The sequence below is a fragment of the Stenotrophomonas sp. TD3 genome (assembly GCF_001939825.1).
GTDB lineage: Bacteria > Pseudomonadota > Gammaproteobacteria > Xanthomonadales > Xanthomonadaceae > Stenotrophomonas.
In genome coordinates this window covers 713,130-729,785 of record NZ_MOYM01000001.1, presented here as the reverse complement: position 1 = coordinate 729,785, position 16,656 = coordinate 713,130, and the positions used below count along the sequence as shown (strand labels likewise).

Here is a 16,656-nt window from a genome sequence, read left to right as displayed (position 1 = left end):
TTCCTGTTAGCTGTATTTGTGGTGTCAAGGAGCGAATCGGCCCGAGTCCAGACAGTCCTGCGAGAACTCGAAGACAATCTCCCGGTCGGGAGCGATGACCTTATGCTTCTTGCCGGCGTAGTGCAGCCCAGAGACGGGAGAGGCGCTGCCTTGTTCCATCATCGCTGCGCTCATCGGGCCTTTGGCTCTGTCTGAATAAAGGTGCGCTTTGGCGGCAATAGACTGCCCCGGCGAAATTGAGGAGGTCATGTTGACGCCCCTTGCTTTCCTGAAGTCTGTTCGCAGTGTCTGGTCTCACCCAACAGGGATAGATAGGGATTGCTCGGAGGCGTTTCCGAGAAAAGCAGGCTCGGATCTTCCAGAAGGTATCCATGCAGACGGCGGGATTTTCTAGGCCCGGTTACTTCACAGGTCCAGATGTTCAGGCCGTTCGGTTGCTTGCGATGCAGCTGCAGCCTCTCGAAGCGCTTTTGTATCCACTGCCAGTCTTGCTGGCTCTCCTGCTTGGCCAGCGCGCTGACTTGCGGATGCTCCTGCGCATAGCGCTGGAATACGCCGGGGCTGACCAGGTAGGCGGTGCCGCTCGCGGTATGCACGAGCGCTTTCGCGTCGTTGATGATGAGCCGGCGGGAAGCGATGCCTTGTTTCAGCCACGCCATGAAGTGCTCTCCGGATGGCGCTGTCGTGGGCTTGGGCGCTGGGGACGAACGCTGAGGTGCGGTCAAGGTCGTCGCTTCAGTACGCGCGGCAGACACCGGCTCCGAAGGTGCTTCAGCGTCCTGCCGGGTTGCGGGTGAATTCACCATGCCCACCATCGAAAGCATGTCTTCCATGGCGTCGGGCAGCGGTTCACCTTTCGCTGGACGAGAGGGGTTACCTCCCTCCCATGGCGGAACCTCTTGGCCCTCCGAGGCTGACTCCGCTCCGGCCGGCGGAGTAGTGGCTGACACATCGGGCCCTTTGTCCGTGGCCGCCGCCTCGATCGCCACTGTGCCGGCGAACAGCGCCGGCCTCTCGCTTGGCTCCCAGATCAGCGCGGGCCCGAGGCGCAACAGCGTGAACGAGTGACACCAGCCGGTGGAACTGGTCACGGTCGCGCGCCAGATCGCCTTGCCGTCGGGCGTCGGCTGCAACATGCCGTGATCCTGGAGGACGTTGAACACCGCGGTGTTGTTCGCAGGAATGCCGTCAACGCCTTGGGACAGCAGGTGCGCACGCAGTTTGTCCGATACCGTCTTGCTCACCAGCCACAGCGCGTCCTCGGTGAGCCAGCCATCGGAGGCTTCCGGCTGGTTCAGCTTCAACTGTTCCTTGAGCAGGTAGCGCAGCCCGTCGAGCAGCTTGCGTTGCAGCGCGTGCTTGGGAGCGGCCATGGCGCGCGCCGGATCGCCGCCCAGTTCCTGGGCCACGGAAGCGCGGTCGGCCTGCACGACCAGTTCGCCCAGCACACCGGCGTGCTCGTACTGGCCGGCCAGGACGTAGAGCAGCGGTCCCCACAGGTCGGGATAGCCACTGAGCCAGTCCAGGAGTTGGGTGTCCAACAGTTGGCGGTAGAGCAAGCCCGTCGCCGCGCTGTGCAGGTGGTATTCGCGATCGTCGCGGTAGCGGAAGCGGTACGGCTGGTGCAGCGGACCGTACCACGGGTGCCACAGCGAGCCATCGGCCAGTTCGACGTGCAGATCGACGGCGATCTTGCCGATGTCGTGCAACAACGCGGCATAGGCGACTGCAGCAGTCCAGGCCTCAGCCTGCGCAGCCTGGTCCTCGGGGCTTGCGCCGATGGGAAGCAGATGGGACTGCCGCAGCTTCAGACTGTAGGCGACGATTTCCAGGCCATGGTCCAGCATGCCGCCGGGGTAAGCGTGATGATGCGCCTCGGAAGCCGGGAAAGCCTGGACCAGCTCGGCGTAGCGTTCCAGTGGCGCCCGGTACAAGGTGGCGAACTGCTTACGTGAGAGCGACGTGCGCTGCCAGATGTGCTCCAGCAGCTTCTGCCGGCGCGGGGTGGCCAGCAGCGATGCGGCCGACTCGGGCCGCATCAACCCTTTCGGGAGGTCGGTGACCGATGGTGGCGTCGGAGCAGCAGCAACCGCGGGCCGTTTTCGCTGGAACAGAGAGAGCATGCGGGTGTCCTGTCGCGGGCCGAGCGGGGAGGCCTTTTTGCCTTTTCGGGATAGAGCCTTTCCCCTTGCACCCCATTCCCTTGCCATTTCGACCCTTTACAGCCTTTGGGTATAGGGCGACGGGTGCTGACCGTCCACCGCCAATGCGGGTTGCAGCAGGGCCGGATTGATGCAGGAAGGCTGGCTGTTCACGCCCTACGATGGGCCGATTCTTGGACTCGGAGAACGCCGTGAGGCTTCACGTTGACAAAGTAAGGAAATTTCCTTACCATGCGGGTATCGCAATCAGGAGAGCCGCCATGCCTGCCATCCACGAAGTTGCCACGCTGACCTCCAAAGGCCAGATCACGCTGCCCAAGCCCATCCGGCAGGCGCTCGGCGTCGATGCCGGTGGCAAGCTCGCGTTCGATCTGCGGGGCAGCGAAGTCGTCGTCACCCGCGTCGATGCCGAGCATGAGGACCCCGCCATCGGCGCATTCCTGAGCCTGCTGGCCCGCGACATCGAAGCTGGCCGGAACGTCCAGGGCCTGCCCGAGGATCTGGCCCGCGCCATGCTGGAGCATGCTGGCCACGGTCTGGACCTGGACGAGGAGATCGACGGGAAAGTGGAACTCTGATGCAACGGCATGGCTGGACGCTGCTCTTCCACGACTGCGTGATCGAGCAGTTGCAGAAACTGCATGCGACCGCGAGGCGCGCGCAGGAGAACGACCCGACGGGCTTCGAGTCCAATGCCAACGTCAAGCTCTTCCGGGCCTTGAGCCAGTTGATCTTGGATGTGGTGCCAGGCGATCCGGCACGCGACGAGTACCGCCAGGGCAACACCTTGGGACCTGCCCACCGCCACTGGCGAAGGGCCAAGATCGGACGGCGGTTCCGGCTGTTCTTCCGGTATGACTCGAAGGCGAAGGTCATCGTGTACGCCTGGGTCAACGATGAACAGACCCTGCGGTCTTCGGGTAGCAAATCGGACCCGTATGTCGTGTTCGAGAAGATGCTCGGGCGCGGGAACCCACCAGACGACTGGCATGCGCTGATACAGGCAAGCAAGCAGGATTGGAGCAAACTGGAATAGGCATCGCTCAATAGCAGGAGACGACCATGAACACCACGACACGCATCCGTACCGCAGAACGACTCGGCCGCACCTTGGGTCGCGGATGGCGTGCCTACGTGCGCGGCGAACGCCGGGCATCGAGCTGGTTGGTGTCAAAGGGGGGGGCGGCGGCCGGTGCCACCGCGCTCGTGTGGGTGGTCAAGCTGGTTGCGCTCGGGGTGCTGCTGTACACCACCTTCTGGCTGGCGGTGTTGCTACTGCTGGGCGTTGCGGCGGTATGGATGGCTGGCAATTCGGCTAGAGATGAAGACCGCTGGACGCAACAGGATGAATTGCGCAATGGCGAGGCGGGCTTTGGCCTGTATTCTTCCAATGGCCAGCGGCTCGACCCTCACGACCCGAACGATCCGTTCGATGACTGAGGTTTGGCCTGTTTGTCACAGAACCTTGCCGGCTACCTTGTTTACACCTGACCCGGCGCTATCACGCGCTTCCTTGGAGCCGACAGCAAGGTTCTGAGCAATCACCCCAGCCTTAACTCCGACCCACCCCAAAGCAGCGACCCAAAACGTCGGCAGGACCAGAAACATCGTGCCTGTGACGAACATCAGGAGCATGTCGCCGAAGGCGTTGTTCAGCCCCACCAGCGGGTCGAAGTTGGTGTGCGGCCGGTTCCAGCCGAACCCCCAGCCATAAAGTGCGTCCAGGATCGTCGAATCGATCCAGCGCGCAAGCTGAAACCAGAAATCCGTGAAGAACAGCGCGAACTGCACGACGCTGACCGTGACGACCGTCTTCAAGTCATAGGTGCCCACGACCAGCACGAGCGGGATGCAGATTACCAATGCCATCTTGAGCAAGGCGAGCACCATCGGCAGCGCCTGCCGCACGACGTCCATCGCGGGAAACGAGGCAATCGCGCCAACTGCCATTCCAACGTCTCCCGTAGCCCGCGTCACGATGTTTGGCAAGGTCTTGTCGATCTGGCCGCCGTAGTCGGTATAGACGCTGCCTTGGTTCAGCTTCTGCTGCCGCGGTGACGCGATCGCGCGGATCACCGAATTGTCCACCTCGGCCCGGCTCAGGAAGCCAGCCCAGCCCGCCAGGCGATTGAGCAGGCTCGGGTCCACCTGTCCCAGCAGCCGTGCCCGCAGGCCATTGCTGCCATCAGCCCACCATTGCCTGCAGGTCGGGTAGCCACCGCCACTGGATACCTGGGCCAGCCCAGCGTCGCGGTTGCTGTCATAGGGCCAGTCATCGCGCGGCGTGCTGGAGCGATACGTGTCGTAGTACCCGTTCGTGTCGGTGAAGAACCGCGATCCGATCCAGGTCACGTCGTGCATCTGCTGCTCATCAAGTTGAGGGCGCTGCATGAACAATTTGGCCCGTGCAGGCCCATAGCAATCCCGAGAGAAATCCGCTACTTCCTGAGCCAGCACCGGATCATCGATGCGCGTGGCGTCGATCTCCATGCGCATCTGCCGCAGGTCCGTGCCGCACGGGATTGCCGCCACCGAAGCGCCCGTGACGGCGCGCGAGAGCGCGTGCATGAACGCCCACCACACCGGCACCTTCGCCGACTGGTTGTTGATGGTGCTGAAGGACTGCGACCAGCCGGTATCCGCGGGCTGCGCCACGCTGACCTGGCACTGGGCCGAGCGCGAGCTGTCGTACTGGATGGTGTTTAGGTCCACGTCGATGAACGGAATGCCGGCGAACATCACCACCACGATGGCGACGAAGACCCGGTTCTCGATGCGGGCGGCGCTCAGCACGCCTTTATTGCCCTCGTCGGCGCCTTCAGCACGAGCTTTCAACCACTCCTGCACGACGATGGCGACGAAAGGCAGCGCGAATACCCCGCTGGATACGAGGGCCGCCCAGATGCCGTTGTTGACGATCCAGGAAACGAGTGTGAGGTAGTACTCCAGGTAGTCGGTCGTGAAAAGCGTCATGGCCTCGATCCCCTCAAGCGGCCTGCATCAACAAGCTGGCTTCCAGCACGACGATGGCGACGACGCCCGCGATCTCGCTGCGCATCAGGCGGCGCCGTGCCTGCCCATCTGCCCCGTCCTGGTCTTCGCGCGCCAGCAGCCGGCGGCGCATCCAGAGCCACCCGTAAACCGTGGCCCCGTACAGACACAGCCGCCACACGAAGAAGTAGCCCGATGCGGCCGCGAGCCACCGCTCCCATCCGGCCACGCTGCCGACCAGGTAGATGCCGGCGATGTTGGCACCCACCGCAGCGGCGACGAGCACCACCGCCCACAGCAGCGCCGTCGCCGCGCGCCGGCTGAAGAGCCAGCGCAAGGGGCGCCAGGCCATGCGCTCCGCGTTCATGGCCTGGCTCCGGGATTGCCCTTCTGCAACTGGTCAAGGCGGTCGGGTACCGGATCGCCCTCGTAGATGCCGCGCGAGCCGGCCGCCCGCGTGCCGTGGCGCTGGATGATGGCCATCGGCGAGTTGTTCGCCAGTTCGCGCCGCAGCTCCAATTCCGTCTTCAGGTTGCGGATCTCCCGGTCGAGCGTGTCGCTCTCATGGTTCACGGCCTGCACCGCAAGTTCGTTGGCTGCGACGTTGGGCTCCTTCTTGCCCGTGAGCAGCGTGCGTTGGAGCAGGAGCGCCTTCTCCAGCACCGATGACAGCGCCACTTCGGACGCGAGGCGCCGCGCCAGCAGGTCCTGGTCCGGCTCGTCGCGCAGCGCCTCGATCACGCCGCGGGTGATCGGCAGCGACGTGCTGCCGGCCTCGCGCAAGTTCTCGAAGGTGGTATTACGCGTGCCGGAAACCAGCTCCTGCAAGACCTCCAGCTTGGCTTCGTACTCCTCCTGGATCAGCGGCGTCAGCCCGACGCCGGGCACCGTCTCGGTCTTAGTGCAGGAGTCGCACGTGCGCTGCACCTGCTCTCCGAGGGCGCGCGTGGCCCATTCGGTCGCCTGCTGCGGCGACGTCCAGGTCTGGCAGGACAGGCTCGCGCAACTGGTGGACGCGATGGAGGAGGTGTCCGTCACGCCGCGACCGTTGACCAGGTTGTAGCCCGCGCGGGTGACGTCGCCGACCACCCGGATGGCGGACTGGCCCGCGCCACCGGCATTGCTGCCGCCCACCCAGGGCACGCCGTCGTTGCCGCGGCGCGTCTCGGCCTGCTCGACGGCCGATACGGCATCGTTGCTGCCAACCGCGTCACGCAGGGCCATGCCTTCGGCCATCTGGCTCCAGCCAAGCTGGCCACCCGCCGTCTCGGCCATCTTCTCCGCCATGGCGCGGCACGTCAGCTTGGAGCGGTCGAAGTCCAGCCGCGCCTGCAGCACGCCGTTAGTCAGCAGGTTGTACAGGCCCGGATCGGCGCGCTGAATGATCAGCGCCGGCAGCGATGCAACCGCGCTGGTCGCGCTCTGGATCACGTTGCTCATGATCTGCTGAAAGCCGTTCGTGATGCCGTTAAGCTGATTGCGCAGCGTGGTCTGGATGCTCATGTCGCCGCAGATCAGGTTGCTGTTCCACCCCACGCCGACCCCGATGGAACGCATGCCGGCCGCGCGGCCCATGGACACCGCACTGCCACCGCCGATCGAGTACATGACGTCATCGCCGAGGACGGGGCCGCTGTTCTGGTATCCGACCTGCGCCCACGCCATGCCGCAGACCAGAGCGAGCGTGCCGGCCAGCGCCGTCGGGCGCAGCAGGCGGCACGCCTTGGCGGAAAGGTTCATCGGTTCAGGACGCTTCATCGTGGCACCTCAGAGGAAATCGACGCTGCCCAGGAACACCTGACCGCGGCGTTCGCAGCACGCATAGGGACGCCACAGCGCCCAGGCGTAGTCGCCTTGCTGGGCCTGGGTCAGCGTGCCGCTGTGCGGGAACACCACGCAGGTGTTGGACAGGCGCGGCGTCAGCTCCTGCCACTTGCCCGTAGAGGCATCACCCTCCATCAGCTCGCCGGCCGGCCAGTAGCCGTCGCGGGCGTTGGCAAGCAGCGGCTGGTACACGTGGATCTGCCCGCGGCGCGTGACGACATCGCCCGCGCGCTGGGCCACCACAGCCCCGGATTTTTGGTCGTCGGTCTGGTGCAGGAAGCCGCCGCGCGGATAGACGTTGCCCCAGAGATTCATCGTGGTGCGCGCACCGACCTCGCGCATGCCCGGAATCAACGCCTCCGGGTAGGCCATTTCAGGCACGTTGTAGCGCCAAGCCAGCGTGTCCAGCGTGCTGAGTAGATACGGCATGAAGGCCGTGCCCGCGCCTTGGCAGAAATAGCCCGACGACGATGCGAACTGGTTGAATACCTCGCCGCCAGGATGGCCGATGACATCGCTGTTCTTGAATTTGGCGAGGTTGTTTTCGTGGTCTTCGTTCGTGGTCCCATCCCCACCTGCCTGTGCGGATGGGTTGGGCGTGCTCATCGCCTGCACTTCGACCCAGGGGTTCTCCCCGGTGTTGCTGTAGCTGGAGACGACCGCATCGGGCACGTAGTGCCGGACCTTGGTGGACGTGCGCACCGTGCAGCCCGTCCAGGTGCAGTAGAGCCAGTAGCAGATGCCCACCACCCGGTATTCCAGGCAGTCCGGCGACATGACGGAGGACACGATGGTGGCGGTGTTCAGGGCGTAGCTGCCGGTGGCGCTGACCAACAGCAGCGAGGCCACGGCGACGCGCAGGCGGCGCAGCAAGTCGAATGGGCGATGGGTCACGGCTGCGTCCTCCGGTACTGCTCGATGCGGGACACCGCCCGGGCCACGTCCGGCTCGCCATAGACCACATAGCGTTGATCTACCACGACGGCCGGGATGGCGGCGACGCCCAGGCTCCATGCATCGGCGACGCCCTGGTAGGCGGTGCCGATGCGGCGCTGAAGATCGGTGCCGCCTTGGTTCAGTCGTTGCCGGACGATGGCTGCTGCCCGCTCGGGGTCGGCCGGCAGATCCGCGGAAAGCTCGGCCTCGATCCGGGGCGCTTCGTCCAACTCGATCAGCCGCTCGCCGCCGGCGGTCTTGACCGGGTGGCGGCTGTCGGTGACGACCACCACGTCGGCGGCGAAGGTGGCCGGGCTGAACACGGCCAGAGATGCCGGCAGCGCCACGGCCAGGCCAAGGGTTCGCCAGCCTGGTGCGAACCGGGTAAAAGCTGCTGGCATGTCATGCGCCCCGGAAGTTGATCAGGGCCATAGTCAAACGCCGAACCCCACGCGGCCCCAACAAACAATGCGCATCGCGGCCACCCCGCATACCTGCTTGCGTCGCTGCGAAGAAAAAGCGGAGGCCGAAGCCTCCGCGCTGATCAACGAAGCAGTGCAACCTTTACAGCAGGCCGGACTCCGCAAAGGAGAACGGGGCACCCTGGCCGACGATGATGTGGTCCAGTACCCGCACATCGATGAGCGCCAGCGCGACCTGCAGTTGCTGGGTCAGCATGCGATCCGCGCTCGACGGTTCGGAGATGCCCGAGGGGTGCTGGTGGCTGAAGACCACCGCGGCGGCATTCAACTCCAGCACACGCTGCGCGACGACACGCGGATAGACCGATGTCGAGTTGATCGTGCCCCTGAACAACGGCTCGTAGGCCAGCACCTGGTGCATGCTGTCCAGGAACACAGCGGCGAATATCTCATTGGGCTCAGCGACCAGTTTCAGACGCAGGTAGTCCCGCACAGCGGCCGGTCGGCTGAGGCACGGTCCAGCTTTGAAGATCCGTCTCTCCAGCAGCACGATGGCTTGCTGGATGATCCAGTCCTCGTGTTGGGTAGCGATGGCGGAAAGCGACTCCAGGTAGGAGTCATTGACGACGAAAGACATGGCGAACCTCCAGACGGTGAGATCGGAGGGCGCGCGCCCTGGGAGGGCAAGCCCTCCTGGGGAACGAACAAGGTGCATCCATCACCGCGGTAGCGGTGATCGTTCGCGGCCAGGACGCGAGGCGAACGGGTTGCGGTCAGCGCAGCGGACTGCGCCGTAGCCTTGAAGACCGGGGCTACCTGGGCATGTCGCCGACGACGTCGGCAGGCATTTCCGATGTGGGTGTGGTGGCGGGATCGCCGGCGGCGAGCATGTCCATGGCTGACAGCAAGGCATCGCCCTCGATCGGACCCTGCAGCAGGATCGCCTTGCCGCTTTCGCGATCGTGCAGCCGCAGCGACGGCGTGGCGGTCACGCCGCTGTTCGTGGCTTCCGCAGTTTGGGTACGAATCGCCGCGTCGGGCCGCTCGCTCGCGATGCACTGCTCGATGGCTGGCGTCAGGTCGGGGTAGCGCAGGTCCTCGGGCAAGCCCTGGCCGTCGCTGCGCGTGTGGGCATATACCCACTCGACGGCTTGCCAGAAGGTGGCATGCCCGCCGGCTTCGCCGGCGCATTCCGCCAGACGCGCTTCGGCAGAAGCGGCCGGTTCATGTGCGGCCAACGGCAGGTGGTGCCATTGCAAGGCCACGTCGGCATTGCCGGCCACCCAACGTTTGAGCACAGGGAAATAGGACCGGCAGAACGGGCATTCGAGGTCCGCGTACAGCGTCAGTGTGAAACGACCTTCCGGATTGCCCATCTGCCACGGAGGCCCTGCCACCTGTGTCTCGCTGACTGGCGCCGAAGTCTGAGGTGTGGACCCGCCTGGCGAACGGGACACGAGCCAGATCAGCAGCAGCGCAACCAGCACTGCAGCCAACGCCCACGGCCAGCGGGTCCCCAAGCGCCGACGGCGGAACGCCTGCACCTGCATCGGGATGGAAGGATGTTTGTGTTCCATGGCGTTCTCCGGCTTACGACAGTTCCAAGGCGGGCGACTCGATGCCGCGTGCCTGGTCGATCTTCTCGGCCACCTTGAAGGCGGCTTCCAGCTCGGTGCAGCCGTATTGCTGCATGAGCTGGTAGCGCTCGGCCTTCTCCTCGGGTTCGGTCTGCGCAAGCGCGAGGTAAAGGCTCGGCGGCACCGCGCGGAACAACACTTCCATCGACTTCGACAGGATCACGCCCTCGGTGAATTTCCCCCCCTCCTTGCGCGCAGAAAGCATCAGCGCTTTCTGCGCTGGTGAGAGTTCACGGAAGCGTGCAATCTTCTCGACCTCATCGGGCGGCATCGACAGGCAGATCCACCACTCAATCATGTTGAGCATGGGCTCTGCGGCACGCGGCAGGTCGTCGATGTTCTGGGTCGCCAGCCAGAACCAGGCGCCCAATTTGCGCCACATCTTGGTAATTTTCACGACGTAGGGCGCGAGCAACGGGTTCTTCGTGATGATGTGGCCTTCGTCGGTCACATTGATGATCGGACGACCCAGGTACTGGTCGCGCTCGGCGATGTTGTTCACCGTGCTGATCAGGCTGATGTAGGCGATGGAGAGCTGCGCGTTGTAGCCCTCGCGGGCATAGGTCGCCAGATCCACCAGCGTGATGTCGGCCTCGGGCCACGGCGTGCCATCGCGGTCGAACATCTCGCCATCGGTGCCTTGGCAGAACATGTCCATCGCGTCCGCCATCTCCAGCAGCCGCATGCGCCGCATCTCGGGAAGCGTCGAGTCCTGACCGCGGGCGCGCAGCGCGTTGCGCACGTCGCGAGTGAGCACCGTGCGCTTCTCAGCCACGCAGTGTTCGGCGGCGTCGAGGATGCACTGGCGGATCAGCGAACGGTCGGCCCGCGTCATCCGGGCTTCCTCCTTGTCCTCGCCGCCGGTGATCATCAGCCGTGCCGTGATCTCCAACTCGCCCAACACGTCACGCTGTTCGTCTGCCTCCATGACCGAGGCATCCGGTGGCAGGTCTTCGTCCAACGCATCGGCATCGAGCGTCTGCACGTCGCTGGGTGTTTCGATCAGCCGGCGGGCATCCGCGAACGGTGCCAGGCTGATGCCCGATCCGGGGGCCAGCTTGACCCGGTTCACCGTCAGGCCCAGGCGCCTGGCGAAGTCGCTGAACAGCCCGAAGCTGTTGCCGGCTTCCACGATGAAGAGGCGCGGCCGGTAGATGGCCGTGACCTGGTTCAGCAGGTTGTTGAGCGTGGCGCTCTTGCCCGAGCCGGTGGGGCCGAACAGGAATAGATGGGCATTCATCTGCCTGTCTAAGCGGTTCAGCGGATCAAACGTGATCGGCCCGCCACCGCGGTTGAAGAACGTGTTGCCCGGATGGCCCGTACCCTGGCTGCGACCCCACGCCGGCGAGAGATTCGCCACATGCTGGGCGAACATCAGTTGGGTGAACCAGTTTCGCCGATCCTGCGCGGGGTTGTAGCAGCACGGTAGCCAGCGCAGATAGCTGTTGAGCGGCGCGACTTCATCGTCCTCGCGAACGGGCTGCAACCCCGCGTTGAGCATCACGTTGGCGAGGTCCAGACCGCGCCGGTCAAGCTCGGCTTCGTCGCGTCCGCGCAGATAGAAGGCCAGCGTGCCGCGGTAGAGTTTGTGCGCGCTGCCGATGAGCGAGCGCGCCTCCTGCACGTCCTTGAGCGTCTGCTCCGATGCCAGTGTTTCGCCGACTGCCTTCTTCGCCAGGTGGTTCAGGTGCGATTCGAGAATGTCCTGGGGCGTCGCCACCATGGTCAGACACATCGTCGTGTCCTCGGGCATCTGATCGAACAGCGTGTTGATCGCATCGCCCTTGCGGGTTTCGCCAGTCAGGTGTCCCGTTCCGGGCGGCATGCGCAGCCGGTCAGTGACCAACACACGGTGCGGTATGCCGTCGAAGTGCCAGGTGCCATGCTCCACGTCCGAGCGTGGCTGGCTGAAGAAAAGCCGCTGGCTAAAATCCCGCCCGCTCGCCAGTTCGATCTCGCCAGCCTCGGTGTCGGCGGGGTAGCGCGCGAACGCATAGAAGCGCTCCCGGTCCTCGACCCCAGGCCCGAGCAGCGTCGGACGCGGGTTGAACCAGCGCAGCAGCCAGTCATGGACGTCTGCCGCACCCAGGCGGCGAGCCTGGATGCCGGCGTTCGCCAGCCCGCCGCACAGGCGGTCGCAGACGATGTTCAGCATCTGCTCGGGTGTCTGGCCCCGGCGGTTTGCCTGGCCCTGTCCTTGTCCGGTCACGCGGCGATAGACGACCATGCGCACACGCCTCGTCTGGCCGCGCCAGCGCAAGCGTGTGACCACCGTGTCCTGGAACAAGCCACCGGGCTTGGCCACCGCGCGCAGATGGTGGGCAAAGAACCGCAGGTAGAACTCCGTGAACACCGTGCCACGGGCGCGCGGCTGCACGTAGTCGCGCAACGTCTGCATGTACTGGTCGAAGCTCGGTTCGTCCTGGGCGTAGAGCTGCAACACCCAGGGGTTCTCGTCCAGTTCATCGAAGCTGTCCTGGAGCGCGTTTTCTAAGGCGTCGCGGGCGTGCGCGAGCCAGCCGGGTTCCCGGCCCTCGGTCCCCAGCGGCACCAGCTCGAAGAAGGCGGCCACCGATTGGCCGTCCTCCAGGAGCATCGATTTCGACTCGGGCAAGAACTCCACCCAGGGCAGCAGTTCCACGAAGGACGGTGCGACGTCGTACAGCGCCTGCTCGTCGGCCTCCGTCGCCGGCTTGCGGCCCCGGACTGCCGAGCCGGGTTCGGGGATGCCGACCTGCCGCAAGGCCTCGACGTGGCGCTGCCAGCCGTCCGGCTGCTCATCATCACCAGCGCCGGATGCGGCCAGCTTCGGCGCGGCCGGCTTAGGCCAGGGAAGTTTCCACCGCATCAGTAGGCCTCCACGCGCTCGCCTGGCATGGCGTACTGGATGCGCTGGTTGAGCGGGAAGACCGTCGTGTAGCCCGGCACCGGCACGGGGTCCGTGCCCGCCAGGTGCGGATACACGTACATGACGAGATCGGGATTGGGCAGACGCTGGAACTGGCGGTGGACCTCATTGCGCGCGGTGCGCGTGTAGCGCATCTGCTCGACGGGTGCGACCTGCACGTCGGCGTCGGTCAGGGGCCGACGCAGGCTCTGGCGCGCATCGAGCAGCTGGCGGCCGGCGTTCCGTCCGGCTGCGCCACCGCCGTCGCCGGCCTCCTGCTGCCAGATGTCCATCATCGTGCGGTCACCGTGGGTCAGCAGCTTTTCCTTGCTGGTGGCGCAGCCGCCAAGCACCGCGACGGCGAGGGCCAGTGCCAGGCCACGGGCCAGGTTAGTCAAGTTCGAGTGCATGGCTTTCTCCTGCGCGGTGATCGACCTTGCGGCCTTCGGGATCGAAGTCGATGGCGAGCGGCTTTTCGAGGTGGACGGCAACCTTGGCGCCGGGCTGGACATAGACGGCGGCGAACGCCTGGCCGTACAACTTGTTGACCCAGGCCGACATGTCCCGCACGCCGCCCGCCAGAATCTGGCCGACCGCTTCCTGGCCGGTGATGCCCACGGTGCCGATGGAGCCGTCCGAGCCGACATAGGACATGCGGCCGCTGTCGCTCTCGATGAGTGAGGCCACACCGGCGCCGGCCGCGGTGATCAGGGCCTGCGAGCCGAGGTATTGCTGGGCGTTGCTGCGCCGCTCGCCGCTGACGCAAGGAATGCCGTGGGGATCGCTGATCCAGCCCAAGCCATCGCGCTGTTGGTTGTTCTGCTGGTTGCCCTCGCGGTCTTCGGGGATCGTGCGAATCGTGCCGTCGTGGAAGACGAACGTGATGCTGCGCACCTGGCCGCGCACGCACGAGAGCGTCCAGTCGCCCGAAGCGGTGCCGCTGAACACGGCGCCGGCCACGTCGGGAATGTCGATGCCATTGGCGGTCAGGTTGTCCGGCCCGACCAGAACTTTGAACGGATAGGGATCGTTGACCGTGCCGTCGATCGGCACGCGGCCGATCAGCGCTGTCATGGCGACCGAACCCATGAGCGTGGAGTTGGTCGGCACGGTGTAGACCGGCTTGGCACTCTTGACCCCGGCGGCGCGGGCGCCCGCGTTGGCCACGGTTTCCGCAGTGGTTTCGAGCGTGCTCTGCGCCGGGCCGAAGCTCGTGGGGAAGCTCATGCCGCCGCTCGCGCCACGCCCCCCGTTGCGCCCCTCGGCGGGCTTTGCGTCGTCCGGCTCGACCCACCGCACGCCGCCCTCCATGCCTGCCTCGTCGCCGCCCTGCAGCCCCAGGCCCACGGGCAGGTCCGCATGGCCGCCGCCGCGCCCGCCGATGCTGTCCAGACGCCGCTGCAGGTCGGCGAGCAGCCCTTCGGTCTGCTGGCGCGCGCTGGCCGCCTGCTCTTGGTCGCGGCGCAGGTTGGACCGCTCGGATTCGAGCGCCGAGTTGATGCGCTGGTCGATGGAGTTCTCGCGCTGGCGCAGTCGCTGGTTCTCTTCACGCTGCGACTTGTTGTCCGAGAGCGCGGTCTGAAGCTCGGTGCGCAACTGCTTCACTTGGGCAACGAGCGTCGCCACGGTGTCGCGCGGGGTGTCGCCTTCGATGCCCAGCGCCTTCATTTCATCGGGCGTGAGCTGGGCGCCGTTGTCCGCCGCGGGTGGCGCCGTGCTGCCTCCACCCGAGAACAGCCGGATACCGACGAACAGCACCAGGATGGCAACAGGGATCATCAGCCACTTGAGCAGGCCGTTACTGCGCATGGCGGGCCTCCTTGGTGTTCTCGTCGCCGTCCGGCTGCGGCAGATGCACGGCCGGGTCGAAGCGGTGAATCGCCGGCAGCAGCGACTGCGCGAGACCGCGGCCGCGCGTGACCAGGTACAGGACGGTCGTGTCCTCGGGCGTGCCGCGCGGGCCCAGCGCCTCGTGCTGGAAGGTGGCGGTGAGGAAATCGCCTTGCAGCACGCGCGGGTCGAGCGTGATCCAGCCGCCGCTGCCGTTGGTTAGGCGCACGGCAGTGACCCACTGGTCCTCCAGGCGCCACGACGCGAGTGCGACCGCGCGCACGGGCAGCGTTGGCATCAGTGTGTCCAGGTCGAGGTCGCGGGGCAGGTTGACCCGCATGACGCCCGGAAGCGGCTCGACGGTGCGCAGCGGTGCGTAGAGGTTCTGCGCGGCGAAGCGCGTCAGCACGACAGGGACCGGAGTTTCGCGCCGCGCGGTCCGCGCACCTGCTTGGCCCTGGGCGCGTGCCGGGGCCTCGGCACTGTCGGCCTGCTCGCCATAGCGTCCCGGTGCGCTGTCACCCTCGACGATGCGCACCGGCTCCAGCTCGGCTTCCCCGTCCTTGGGTGGTTCGGCTGCGATGTCCAGCAGGATCAGCGCGCCCGTGTCGGCGTCCTGCAGTTGCAACCGCGTGGGCTCGATCGGCTCGCTGGCGCGCAGGTACACCGCGCCCCCCGCACTCTGCACGCGCAGGCGTTCGCCCACGCCCGCGGGCACGCCCACGCGCACGTTGCGGTCGATGAACACGATGCGTTCCTGACCGACCTTCAGCGGCACTGCCAGTGGCATGCGTTCCCAGCGCAGGATTTCCACTGCATGGGCGACGGGTGCCGCGGCCACGGCCAGTAGCCCCAGCAGCGCGAGTACAGGGTGCTTCATGGGGTGTTTCCTCCTTGAGGCGCTTGCGGAGACAGGCCACTCGGCGCCGGGCGCGTCGGCTCCGGTGCACTGATGCGCTGGGGCGCGCCGTCGTAGCAGTCCAGCGCCAGGCCGAACGGGTTACGGGCGGGATCGACGTCCACCCGCGTGACCTTGATCGGATAGCGCACCAGGGCGCGCTTGACCTGCTCGGCGCCGTAGTACTCGTCCGCCGTGATGTCCAGCGTCACCACCCAGTCGCGATCGGACACGGTGCGCACGCGCGCCGTGGGGTCGTCGCCATAGCCGCGGCCGGGAATCTCGTAGATGCCGCGCACGCGCTGACGCAGCTCGCCCGTGGAGCGGCGGTAGTCATAGTCCGCCCGCAGGAAGGCCTGGCAGGACGGGGTGAGGTACGGCGAGAGCGTGTGGAGGTTGCGCGAGTAGTCTTCCTCGCCATTGGTTGGCCAGCGGTTCAGCGTCTGGAACACGTAGAACGTGAACGCATAGACCGATTCGGGCGGCACTTCCCACCACTTGCGGGTACTGCCAGAGCGCAGGTCGGGCGGGACGTGGATGGTCAGGTCGCGCGGCGCGCTCCACCAGCCGCCGCCCATGACCAGGGCGACGACGACCAGCGCGCCCGCGGCCAGCCGCAAGGTCTTGATGTGCGCCTGCAGGTGGGTGATCTCGTTTTTGAAGCGGCTCATCGCATGCTCCTGCGGGTGGACCAGAAGCCCGAGCGCGAGATCAGCACATGGCCACCCACCCAGCCGGCCATCAGCGGATGGCGCGTGGCGATGCGCCATTGCAGTTGCCGATACAGCCAGGTGTCGGGACGCCCACGCTTGAGGCGGCGCAGGATGCCGCCGCCGATGAAGACGCCGAGCGCCACGCCCAGGACGACGAAGGTCGGCGCCAGCGCGATCGTGCGGAACACCCAGGACAGCGGCGCGCCGACCAGCAGGCCGGCGGCACCGGACAGGCCGCAGCAAATCCAGAGTTCGTCAGCGGTGAGGCCGCGCACCACAACGGGATGGCGGTTGAGCCGGTGCGGAAGGAAGGTGACCGTTCCGTCCGCACGGACGTGCTGCTGCTCGGACATACC

The 16,656-nt window shown here is 66.0% G+C and carries 18 protein-coding genes; 3 read left to right on the top strand and 15 right to left on the bottom strand.

The window, feature by feature from the left end:
- Nucleotides 1-24: 24 nt before the first annotated feature.
- Nucleotides 25-249, bottom strand: a complete 225-nt coding sequence (locus BKE09_RS23710; RefSeq protein ID WP_034012201.1) for a hypothetical protein — start codon at nt 247-249, stop codon at nt 25-27.
- Entirely contained in the window at nt 246-2,123 is a 1,878-nt protein-coding gene (gene mobH / locus BKE09_RS03495; RefSeq protein WP_075674840.1) for a MobH family relaxase, read from the bottom strand. Before mobH ends, BKE09_RS23710 begins: the two co-directional genes overlap by 4 nt.
- 299 nt (nt 2,124-2,422) lie before the next feature.
- Between mobH and BKE09_RS03490 the strand changes: the two genes are divergently transcribed.
- Genes BKE09_RS03490 through BKE09_RS03480 form a run of 3 tightly spaced genes read left to right on the top strand, consistent with a single transcriptional unit; the run spans nt 2,423 to nt 3,602 of the window.
- The gene (locus BKE09_RS03490; RefSeq protein ID WP_013391814.1) at nt 2,423-2,740 is read left to right on the top strand and encodes a type II toxin-antitoxin system PrlF family antitoxin; all 318 of its coding nucleotides are present in this window, start codon (nt 2,423-2,425) and stop codon (nt 2,738-2,740) included.
- Entirely contained in the window at nt 2,740-3,198 is a 459-nt protein-coding gene (locus tag BKE09_RS03485; RefSeq protein ID WP_013391813.1) for a type II toxin-antitoxin system YhaV family toxin, read from the top strand. The genes BKE09_RS03490 and BKE09_RS03485 overlap by 1 nt, the downstream gene beginning before the upstream one ends.
- Before the next feature lie 26 nt (nt 3,199-3,224).
- Complete coding sequence (locus BKE09_RS03480; protein WP_013391812.1) at nt 3,225-3,602, top strand: DUF3742 family protein; 378 nt, start codon at nt 3,225-3,227, stop codon at nt 3,600-3,602.
- A 15-nt stretch (nt 3,603-3,617) separates the two neighbouring features.
- On the opposite strand, the gene BKE09_RS03475 is transcribed toward BKE09_RS03480, so the two are convergent.
- The 13 genes from BKE09_RS03475 to BKE09_RS03415 form a co-directional block, all read right to left on the bottom strand.
- Nucleotides 3,618-5,135 carry a conjugal transfer protein TraG N-terminal domain-containing protein gene (locus BKE09_RS03475; protein ID WP_013391811.1) on the bottom strand — a complete coding sequence of 506 codons (1,518 nt, stop codon included), beginning with the start codon at nt 5,133-5,135 and terminating at the stop codon, nt 3,618-3,620.
- A 13-nt stretch (nt 5,136-5,148) separates the two neighbouring features.
- Nucleotides 5,149-5,520: a hypothetical protein gene (locus BKE09_RS03470; RefSeq protein WP_013391810.1), complete on the bottom strand. Its 372-nt coding sequence runs from the start codon at nt 5,518-5,520 to the stop codon at nt 5,149-5,151.
- Nucleotides 5,517-6,911, bottom strand: coding sequence for an integrating conjugative element protein (locus tag BKE09_RS03465; RefSeq protein ID WP_013391809.1), 1,395 nt, complete (start codon nt 6,909-6,911; stop codon nt 5,517-5,519). The genes BKE09_RS03470 and BKE09_RS03465 overlap by 4 nt, the downstream gene beginning before the upstream one ends.
- Before the next feature lie 9 nt (nt 6,912-6,920).
- Nucleotides 6,921-7,871 carry a TIGR03756 family integrating conjugative element protein gene (locus tag BKE09_RS03460; RefSeq protein WP_003116802.1) on the bottom strand — a complete coding sequence of 317 codons (951 nt, stop codon included), beginning with the start codon at nt 7,869-7,871 and terminating at the stop codon, nt 6,921-6,923.
- A complete protein-coding gene (locus BKE09_RS03455; protein WP_003116803.1) occupies nt 7,868-8,314 on the bottom strand; it encodes a TIGR03757 family integrating conjugative element protein in 447 nt (148 codons plus the stop codon). The genes BKE09_RS03460 and BKE09_RS03455 overlap by 4 nt, the downstream gene beginning before the upstream one ends.
- A gap of 163 nt (nt 8,315-8,477) precedes the next feature.
- Nucleotides 8,478-8,972 (bottom strand): JAB domain-containing protein, encoded by a 495-nt coding sequence (locus BKE09_RS03450; RefSeq protein WP_003116804.1) that lies wholly within the window; start codon nt 8,970-8,972, stop codon nt 8,478-8,480.
- Between the two features lie 175 nt (nt 8,973-9,147).
- Nucleotides 9,148-9,912: a thioredoxin domain-containing protein gene (locus BKE09_RS03445; protein WP_075674839.1), complete on the bottom strand. Its 765-nt coding sequence runs from the start codon at nt 9,910-9,912 to the stop codon at nt 9,148-9,150.
- 13 nt (nt 9,913-9,925) lie between these two features.
- Entirely contained in the window at nt 9,926-12,820 is a 2,895-nt protein-coding gene (locus tag BKE09_RS03440) for a conjugative transfer ATPase (protein WP_013391807.1), read from the bottom strand.
- Complete coding sequence (locus BKE09_RS03435; RefSeq protein WP_003116807.1) at nt 12,820-13,269, bottom strand: TIGR03751 family conjugal transfer lipoprotein; 450 nt, start codon at nt 13,267-13,269, stop codon at nt 12,820-12,822. The genes BKE09_RS03440 and BKE09_RS03435 overlap by 1 nt, the downstream gene beginning before the upstream one ends.
- Complete coding sequence (locus tag BKE09_RS03430) at nt 13,250-14,668, bottom strand: TIGR03752 family integrating conjugative element protein (protein ID WP_003116808.1); 1,419 nt, start codon at nt 14,666-14,668, stop codon at nt 13,250-13,252. The genes BKE09_RS03435 and BKE09_RS03430 overlap by 20 nt, the downstream gene beginning before the upstream one ends.
- Nucleotides 14,658-15,569, bottom strand: coding sequence for a TIGR03749 family integrating conjugative element protein (locus BKE09_RS03425; RefSeq protein WP_003116809.1), 912 nt, complete (start codon nt 15,567-15,569; stop codon nt 14,658-14,660). The genes BKE09_RS03430 and BKE09_RS03425 overlap by 11 nt, the downstream gene beginning before the upstream one ends.
- On the bottom strand, nt 15,566-16,258 hold the full coding sequence (locus tag BKE09_RS03420; RefSeq protein ID WP_003116810.1) for a PFL_4703 family integrating conjugative element protein: 693 nt from the start codon (nt 16,256-16,258) through the stop codon (nt 15,566-15,568). Before BKE09_RS03420 ends, BKE09_RS03425 begins: the two co-directional genes overlap by 4 nt.
- Nucleotides 16,255-16,653 (bottom strand): TIGR03750 family conjugal transfer protein, encoded by a 399-nt coding sequence (locus tag BKE09_RS03415; protein WP_003050133.1) that lies wholly within the window; start codon nt 16,651-16,653, stop codon nt 16,255-16,257. The genes BKE09_RS03420 and BKE09_RS03415 overlap by 4 nt, the downstream gene beginning before the upstream one ends.
- Between the last annotated feature and the right edge of the window lie 3 nt (nt 16,654-16,656).

Bases quoted from the DNA above. Each gene is read 5' to 3' on its own strand.
- BKE09_RS23710 (WP_034012201.1), bottom strand. From the start codon at position 249: ATGACCTCCTCAATTTCGCCGGGGCAGTCTATTGCCGCCAAAGCGCAC.
- mobH (WP_075674840.1), bottom strand. From the start codon at position 2,123: ATGCTCTCTCTGTTCCAGCGAAAACGGCCCGCGGTTGCTGCTGCTCCG.
- BKE09_RS03490 (WP_013391814.1), top strand. From the start codon at position 2,423: ATGCCTGCCATCCACGAAGTTGCCACGCTGACCTCCAAAGGCCAGATC.
- BKE09_RS03485 (WP_013391813.1), top strand. From the start codon at position 2,740: ATGCAACGGCATGGCTGGACGCTGCTCTTCCACGACTGCGTGATCGAG.
- BKE09_RS03480 (WP_013391812.1), top strand. From the start codon at position 3,225: ATGAACACCACGACACGCATCCGTACCGCAGAACGACTCGGCCGCACC.
- BKE09_RS03475 (WP_013391811.1), bottom strand. From the start codon at position 5,135: ATGACGCTTTTCACGACCGACTACCTGGAGTACTACCTCACACTCGTT.
- BKE09_RS03470 (WP_013391810.1), bottom strand. From the start codon at position 5,520: ATGAACGCGGAGCGCATGGCCTGGCGCCCCTTGCGCTGGCTCTTCAGC.
- BKE09_RS03465 (WP_013391809.1), bottom strand. From the start codon at position 6,911: ATGAAGCGTCCTGAACCGATGAACCTTTCCGCCAAGGCGTGCCGCCTG.
- BKE09_RS03455 (WP_003116803.1), bottom strand. From the start codon at position 8,314: ATGCCAGCAGCTTTTACCCGGTTCGCACCAGGCTGGCGAACCCTTGGC.
- BKE09_RS03450 (WP_003116804.1), bottom strand. From the start codon at position 8,972: ATGTCTTTCGTCGTCAATGACTCCTACCTGGAGTCGCTTTCCGCCATC.
- BKE09_RS03445 (WP_075674839.1), bottom strand. From the start codon at position 9,912: ATGGAACACAAACATCCTTCCATCCCGATGCAGGTGCAGGCGTTCCGC.
- BKE09_RS03440 (WP_013391807.1), bottom strand. From the start codon at position 12,820: ATGCGGTGGAAACTTCCCTGGCCTAAGCCGGCCGCGCCGAAGCTGGCC.
- BKE09_RS03435 (WP_003116807.1), bottom strand. From the start codon at position 13,269: ATGCACTCGAACTTGACTAACCTGGCCCGTGGCCTGGCACTGGCCCTC.
- BKE09_RS03430 (WP_003116808.1), bottom strand. From the start codon at position 14,668: ATGCGCAGTAACGGCCTGCTCAAGTGGCTGATGATCCCTGTTGCCATC.
- BKE09_RS03425 (WP_003116809.1), bottom strand. From the start codon at position 15,569: ATGAAGCACCCTGTACTCGCGCTGCTGGGGCTACTGGCCGTGGCCGCG.
- BKE09_RS03420 (WP_003116810.1), bottom strand. From the start codon at position 16,258: ATGAGCCGCTTCAAAAACGAGATCACCCACCTGCAGGCGCACATCAAG.
- BKE09_RS03415 (WP_003050133.1), bottom strand. From the start codon at position 16,653: ATGTCCGAGCAGCAGCACGTCCGTGCGGACGGAACGGTCACCTTCCTT.